The sequence below is a fragment of the Streptomyces kebangsaanensis genome, assembly GCF_001906585.1.
In the GTDB taxonomy this organism is placed as follows: domain Bacteria; phylum Actinomycetota; class Actinomycetes; order Streptomycetales; family Streptomycetaceae; genus Streptomyces; species Streptomyces kebangsaanensis.
On record NZ_JUJA01000121.1, the window covers coordinates 1 to 6395 of the forward strand.

Annotated in this window: 6 protein-coding genes; 5 read left to right on the forward strand and 1 reads right to left on the reverse strand. The window is 68.5% G+C overall.

The window, feature by feature from the left end; genetic code table 11:
* Positions 1–18: 18 nt before the first annotated feature.
* The 5 genes from RH94_RS18080 to RH94_RS18100 all read left to right on the forward strand — a co-directional run bounded on the left by RH94_RS18080 (position 19) and on the right by RH94_RS18100 (position 5089).
* Positions 19–345 carry a hypothetical protein gene (locus RH94_RS18080; RefSeq protein ID WP_073948376.1) on the forward strand — a complete coding sequence of 109 codons (327 nt, stop codon included), beginning with the start codon at positions 19–21 and terminating at the stop codon, positions 343–345.
* 69 nt (positions 346–414) lie between these two features.
* Complete coding sequence (locus tag RH94_RS18085; RefSeq protein WP_073948375.1) at positions 415–729, forward strand: pore-forming ESAT-6 family protein; 315 nt, start codon at positions 415–417, stop codon at positions 727–729.
* Positions 730–772: 43 nt separating this feature from the next.
* A complete protein-coding gene (locus RH94_RS18090) occupies positions 773–1159 on the forward strand; it encodes a DUF6507 family protein (RefSeq protein WP_073948634.1) in 387 nt (128 codons plus the stop codon).
* Positions 1160–1243: 84 nt separating this feature from the next.
* Positions 1244–3508, forward strand: a complete 2265-nt coding sequence (recD2, locus tag RH94_RS18095) for an SF1B family DNA helicase RecD2 (protein ID WP_073948610.1) — start codon at positions 1244–1246, stop codon at positions 3506–3508.
* Between the two features lie 291 nt (positions 3509–3799).
* Positions 3800–5089, forward strand: a complete 1290-nt coding sequence (locus tag RH94_RS18100; protein WP_073948611.1) for a citrate synthase — start codon at positions 3800–3802, stop codon at positions 5087–5089.
* Positions 5090–5774: 685 nt separating this feature from the next.
* Here the strand turns inward: RH94_RS18100 and RH94_RS43765 are convergent.
* Positions 5775–6395 (reverse strand): HAD-IC family P-type ATPase (locus RH94_RS43765; RefSeq protein ID WP_234425859.1); only part of this gene is annotated, 621 nt, incomplete at its 5' end.

Sequence of the window (6395 nt, forward strand, 5' to 3'; positions counted from 1 at the left end):
GGGGGAGGCGGGTTCGGCGTGAAGTTCGACATGGGTGCGCAGACGCTGTCGGCGTTGATGCGTGAGTCGCGGGGGTCGAGTGATGATCTGGGGTCGTTGATCCAGCAGTTGGTGCGGGCGGCGGAGCCGTTGGAGGGGAAGTTCAACGGTGCGGGCCGGCGGATGTTCGATCAGTTCAAGGCGCGGGCGGACGGGATCACGGCGGATCTGAACGGGTCGTTGTCGGCGATCCTGGGTGGTCAGTCGGGGATGGAGTCGGCGTTCTCCTCGGGTGATCAGGAGCAGGGGGACAACGCGCGGCAGCAGATGGGTGCGGCGAACTTCGATGCGGCGCGGTTCCGCTGAGGGCTGTTCTTCGCGCGTACGTTCTGTTCGGTTGATCGTTTTTTCGGGGAAGTCGGGGAGTGGTGTGTGATGGCGGGTTCGGGTGCGGATCGCCGGTCGTACGACATGGGGGCGTCGGCGGATGTGCAGGGGGGTCTGCAGGCGGTGGTGGCCCGGTTGGAGGCGGTGATCGGGGAGCGGGACCGTCAGGTGAAGGCGGCGATGGCGGACTTCTCGGCGGATGGTGTGGCGGATGAGTACCACGGCAAGGAGCAGCGGTGGAACAGTGCGTCGCAGGAGGTGCGGAACATCATCCAGTTGGTGAAGTCGACGTTGGAGATGAACGACTCGACGGCGCAGTCGACGCTGGCGCGGGCGAAGGCGGCGGTGGACAGCATCGGCTGAGTGCCGGTGGTGCGGGTGTGGGTGTGGTGACGGGGGTGTGGGTGTGCCGGGCTGGGATCTGAGGCCGCAGGGCATTACGCAGGTGTTGCGGTCGACGGGTGAGTCGGCGTCGAAGCTGCAGGGGTATGCGAAGTCGTACGGGGAGCATCTGACGTCGGCGGCGACGAGCGCGGGGACGATCTCCGCCGGTTCCGGTGGTTCCGGTGGTGAGCAGGGGCAGGGCGGTCTGGTGGCGCTGGCGTTGTCGCGGTACGCGGAGCATGCGGCGAAGGATCTGCAGTTCGTCGCGGCGCGGGCGGGCAAGTCGTTGCAGGGTGTGGTGGACGCGACGACGGCGTACCTCAACGGTGATCAGGAGATGGCGGCGGAGGCGCAGCGCAGGACGCTGGGCGCGCCGAAGGTGGACCTGCCGGGAGTCGGCAAGGCGTGAGCGAACGCCGCTGCCCGGCGGCCGGCCCGCACCGCACGACCCTGCCCCGCCCCCGCTGTCACACCTCGGGGGTACCGTCGCAGCATGAGCGCGGAGGTGAATCGGGCGGGGCAGGCCGGTGCCGGAGAGCGGCGTCAGGCCGTGCTCGAAGGCGTCCTGGAGCGGATCACGTACGCCAACGAGGAGAACGGCTACACGGTCGCCCGGGTCGACATCGGCAGAGGAGCCGGTGACCTGCTCACGGTGGTCGGCGCGCTGCTCGGGGCCCAGGTGGGGGAGTCGCTGCGGATGGAGGGGCGCTGGGGGTCCCATCCGCAGTACGGGAAGCAGTTCCAGGTCGAGAACTACACGACCCTCCTGCCGGCCACCGTCCAGGGCATCCGCCGGTACCTCGGCTCCGGGCTCGTCAAGGGCATCGGGCCGGTCTTCGCCGACCGCATCACCCAGCACTTCGGGCTGGACACCCTGAGGATCATCGAGGAGGAGCCCGAGCGGCTCATCGAGGTCCCCGGCCTCGGGCCCAAGCGGACCAAGAAGATCGCCGACGCCTGGGAGGAGCAGAAGGCGATCAAGGAGGTGATGCTGTTCCTGCAGACCGTGGACGTGTCCACCTCCATCGCCGTCCGTATCTACAAGAAGTACGGCGACGCCTCCATCTCCGTCGTGAAGAACCAGCCGTACCGGCTCGCCGCCGACGTCTGGGGCATCGGCTTCCTGACCGCCGACAAGATCGCCCAGTCCGTCGGCATCCCGCACGACAGCCCGGAGCGCGTCAAGGCGGGACTGCAGTACGCGCTGTCGCAGTCCGCCGACCAGGGCCACTGCTTCCTGCCCGAGGAGCGGCTGATCACGGACGCGGTCAAGCTGCTCCAGGTCGACACCGGGCTGGTCATCGAGTGCCTCGCCGAGCTCGCGGAGCCCGCGGAGGACGGCGGCGATCCCGGGGTCGTCCGGGAGAAGGTGCCGGGACACGACGGCGGTGACCCGGTCACCGCCATCTACCTCGTGCCCTTCCACCGCGCCGAGCTCTCCCTCTCCGCCCAGCTGCTGCGTCTGCTGCGTACGGATGCCGACCGGATGCCGTCGTTCCGGGACGTGGCCTGGGACAGGGCGCTGGACTGGCTCAAGGGCCGTACGGGGGTCGATCTCGCCCCCGAGCAGGAGGCGGCCGTGAAGCTGGCGCTGACCGAGAAGGTGGCCGTGCTGACCGGCGGCCCCGGGTGCGGCAAGTCCTTCACCGTGCGCTCGATCGTGGAGCTCGCCCGGGCGAAGAAGGCGAAGGTCGTGCTGGCCGCGCCCACCGGCCGCGCCGCCAAGCGGCTGTCCGAGCTCACCGGCGCGGAGGCCTCCACCGTCCACCGCCTGCTGGAGCTCAAGCCCGGCGGGGACGCCGCGTACGACAGGGACCGGCCGCTCGACGCCGATCTCGTGGTCGTCGACGAGGCGTCCATGCTGGACCTGCTGCTGGCGAACAAGCTGGTCAAAGCCGTGCCCCCGGGCGCCCACCTCTTGTTCGTCGGGGACGTCGACCAGCTGCCCAGCGTGGGTGCCGGGGAGGTCCTCAGGGACCTGCTGGCCGACGTCGGCCCCATCCCCGCCGTCCGCCTCACGCGCGTGTTCCGCCAGGCCCAGCAGTCCGGCGTGGTGACCAACGCCCACCGGATCAACGCCGGGCAGCACCCGCTCACCGACGGCATGAAGGACTTCTTCCTCTTCGTCGAGGACGACACGGAGGAGGCCGGCCGGCTCACCGTGGACGTGGCCGCGCGCCGTGTCCCGGCCCGGTTCGGGCTCGACCCGCGCCGGGACGTGCAGGTGCTCGCGCCCATGCACCGCGGCCCGGCGGGCGCCGGCACGCTGAACGGCCTGCTCCAGCAGGCCATCACCCCGGGCCGGCCGGATCTGCCGGAAAAGCGGTTCGGCGGACGGGTTTTCCGCGTCGGCGACAAGGTCACTCAGATTCGCAACAACTACGAGAAGGGGGAGAACGGTGTCTTCAACGGCACCGTGGGCGTGGTCACCTCGCTCGACCCTGTCGACCAGCGCCTGACGGTGCTGACGGACGAGGACGAGGAGGTCCCGTACGAGTTCGACGAACTGGACGAGCTGGCGCACGCGTACGCGGTGACCATTCACCGCTCCCAGGGCAGTGAATATCCCGCCGTGGTGATCCCCGTCACCACCGGAGCCTGGATGATGCTCCAGCGCAACCTGCTCTACACGGCGGTCACCCGGGCCAAGAAGCTGGTCGTCCTCGTCGGTTCGCGCAAGGCGATCGGCCAGGCGGTGCGCACGGTGTCGGCGGGGCGGCGCTGCACGGCACTGGACTTCCGGCTCGGCGGCAACTGACGCGCGCAGAGGCGGCCGACAGGCGCGGAAGCGGCTGAAAAGAGCTGCCCGCGGGACCGGAACCCGGCTTCTGACGCCGCGTCACCAAAAATGATCGATCAAACGAGTCGTAAAGGTCACACAGCACTTCCCGTGGCCGGATGGAGCGGGCAGGATGAGCAGATTGGCGGCACTGAGTGCCGCCAATGGGCCCAAGGGTCGACCCCGAGTGCACTCTCCTGAGCCAAATGGGGGATGGTAGAGACAGTCAGGGCACCTCGAAGATGAGGCACTACGTCGGTGAGGGAAGACGTGAGCGACAACTCTGTAGTACTGCGGTACGACGGCGGCGAGTACACCTACCCGGTGGTTGACAGCACCGTCGGCGACAAGGGCTTCGACATCGGGAAGCTGCGCGCCCAGACCGGTCTCGTGACTCTGGACAGTGGATACGGCAACACCGCCGCGTACAAATCCGCCATCACCTATCTCGACGGTGAACAGGGCATCCTCCGGTACCGCGGCTACCCGATCGAGCAGTTGGCCGAGCGTTCCACCTTCCTGGAGGTGGCCTACCTGCTGATCAACGGTGAGCTGCCGACCGTCGACGAGCTCGCCACGTTCAAGAACAACGTCACGCAGCACACCCTGCTGCACGAGGACGTCAAGAACTTCTACACGGGCTTCCCGCGCGACGCGCACCCGATGGCGATGCTGTCGTCGGTGGTCTCGGCGCTGTCGACCTTCTACCAGGACAGCCACAACCCGTTCGACGAGACGCAGCGCAACCTCTCCACCACCCGCCTGCTCGCCAAGCTCCCGACGATCGCGGCGTACGCGTACAAGAAGTCGATCGGTCACCCGTTCGTCTACCCGCGTAACGACCTCGGTTACGTCGAGAACTTCCTGCGCATGACCTTCTCGGTCCCCGCCCAGGAGTACGAGCTGGACCCGGTCGTCGTCTCCGCGCTGGACAAGCTGCTGATCCTGCACGCCGACCACGAGCAGAACTGCTCGACCTCCACGGTCCGCCTGGTCGGCTCCTCGCAGGCCAACATGTTCGCCTCGATCTCGGCCGGCATCAGCGCGCTGTGGGGCCCCCTGCACGGCGGCGCCAACCAGTCGGTGCTGGAGATGCTCGAGGGCATCCGTGACTCCGGCAACGACGTCGACACCTTCATCCGCAAGGTGAAGAACAAGGAGGACGGCGTCCGCCTGATGGGCTTCGGCCACCGGGTCTACAAGAACTTCGACCCGCGCGCCAGGATCATCAAGGCCGCCGCGCACGACGTGCTCTCCGCGCTGGGCAAGGAGGACGAGCTCCTCGACATCGCCCTGAAGCTGGAGGAGCACGCGCTGTCCGACGACTACTTCGTCGAGCGCAAGCTCTACCCGAACGTCGACTTCTACACCGGCCTGATCTACCGGGCCATGGGCTTCCCGACCGAGATGTTCACGGTCCTGTTCGCCCTCGGCCGGCTGCCGGGCTGGATCGCCCAGTGGCACGAGATGATCAAGGAGCCGGGTTCCCGCATCGGCCGCCCGCGCCAGATCTACACGGGCGTGGTCGAGCGCGACTTCGTCCCGGTCGAGGAGCGCTGAGACAGCACCCCGGCAGGCGCCATCGGGCCCCGCATCCGCGGTCGCGGCGGACGCGGGGCCTCGTGCTGCCGTGAGGAAGCCCGTGAGCAGGCGGAGAGCCCGCGAACAAGAGCCCACGAACAAGGGATCACGGAGAAGAGCTCACGGAGAAGTGGAAGGCGCCCTGGTGCGTCGGTCCCCCCACGGGCCGACGACCAGGGCGCCTTCCCATGCCCCGGTGCGGATTCCCCCCACGGGATCCGGCCGGGCGCCTATGAGGACCAGCGCCTGAATCGCTGTGAGCACAACGAGCAGAACTCGTCGCACCTCTGTACCGCAGTCGTGCTGCGCGTGCGGTCTGCCGGGACAGCGCACGTACGGGAGGGCCGCTCAAAGCTTCCCGCTGTACCTGTCCCGGCAACGCATCTCCGAGGAAGTCCCCCAAGACAACCCCGGATGCCGGTCAGCGCCCCCCAAGACGCTGCCCGACATGACATCGCCAACTTAGACCTTCGAATCCCTTCGAGGGTTACGTTCACATTGCTGTGATCTGTGTCTCTCGCGCATGTCCGTTAGGTACGCAAGGGCCCAGGTATGGCGAACGAGACCCCAGCGTAAGGATGATGCGCGAGCCTTGTGAAGAGCTTATGTGAGGCGCGCGTTGGACTCTAGAGGGACTCTTACTTCCGTCAGAAGTCGAGTGTTCTCAACGGAACGTCCGCAGCCGCAGACTGTTCGTCACCACGAACACCGAGGAGAACGCCATCGCCGCCCCCGCGATCATCGGGTTGAGCAGGCCGGCGGCGGCCAGCGGCAGCGCGGCCACGTTGTAGCCGAAGGCCCACACCAGGTTGCCCTTGATGGTGGTCAGTGTCCGCCGGGACAGCCGGATGGCGTCCGCGGCCACCCGCAGGTCGCCGCGCACCAGCGTCAGGTCGCCGGCCTCGATGGCGGCGTCCGTGCCGGTGCCCATGGCCAGGCCCAGGTCGGCGGTGGCGAGCGCGGCGGCGTCGTTGACGCCGTCGCCGACCATGGCCACGGTCCGCCCCTCGGCCTGCAGTCGCCGGACGGCGTCGACCTTGTCCTGCGGCAGTACCTCGGCGATCACGTCGTGGGGGTCGATCCCGACCGCCCGTGCCACGGTCTCGGCGACCGCGCGGTTGTCCCCGGTCAGCAGGACGGGGCGCAGCCCCAGCCCGCGCAGCTGCCGTACGGCCTCGGCGCTGGTCTCCTTGACCGCGTCCGCCACGGCGACGACACCCCGTGCCGTCCCGTCCCAGCCGACGACGACCGCCGTCCGGCCCTCGCTCTCGGCCTCGCGGCGGGC